Origin of the sequence: Microbulbifer okhotskensis (assembly GCF_023895975.1) — a bacterium.
GTDB lineage: Bacteria > Pseudomonadota > Gammaproteobacteria > Pseudomonadales > Cellvibrionaceae > Microbulbifer > Microbulbifer okhotskensis.
The window spans coordinates 1-670 of the sequence record NZ_JALBWM010000346.1 but is presented as its reverse complement, the minus strand read 5'-3'; the positions used below and the strand labels follow the sequence as shown (position 1 = coordinate 670).

1 pseudogene is annotated in these 670 nt (G+C 44.3%); it reads left to right on the top strand.

Features of this window, described 5'->3' with window-relative positions:
• Positions 1–331: 331 nt before the first annotated feature.
• Positions 332–670, top strand: a pseudogene (locus MO867_RS22435) (hypothetical protein); the annotation flags it as partial.

The following is a 670-nucleotide window of genomic DNA, read 5'->3' as shown; positions in this document are numbered from 1 at the left end:
GACAAGATAATTACAGTCACGATTTAAGCTGATTTATATGGGACAGCCCTGCCCTTGCATCACTCTTTGTTACCTTCTGGACACCCACCAAATAGAAAGTATAAACCGCCAACTCTATTGACAAAAGAATCAAACCCTTCAGAATACTGGATGTTCATACAGATAAATATTTGTGCAACCGATGACTCTACCGCGAAGCACCCAAATATCTCTTGATACAACACCCTATTATCATTGCGTTTCTCGCTGCGTATGGCGTGCATTTCTCTGTGGCAGAGATACTGAATCCGGAAAAGATTACAAACATCGGCGCGAATGGATTGAAAGCCGTATGCATAAGTTGGCCGAGGTGTTTGCGTTAGATATTGCCGCCTATGCGGTAATGAGTAATCACTACCATATAGTGCTCTATATCGACACAAAATCTGCTAACAAGTGGTCTATTACAGAGGTCATTACTCGCTGGCAAAAGCTATTCAAAGCTTCCAGTTTGGCCCAGCGCTATCTTCAGCGCGACACCCTCGATCACTGTGAGGGAGAAAAGCTAAACGAGGTCGTCTCTCTATGGCGGGAACGCCTAATCGATATCAGCTGGTTTATGCGCTGTTTAAATGAATCAATACTTCGGACAGTTTTAGGGGGCGAAATAGGTAGGAACCAAGGCCGGATA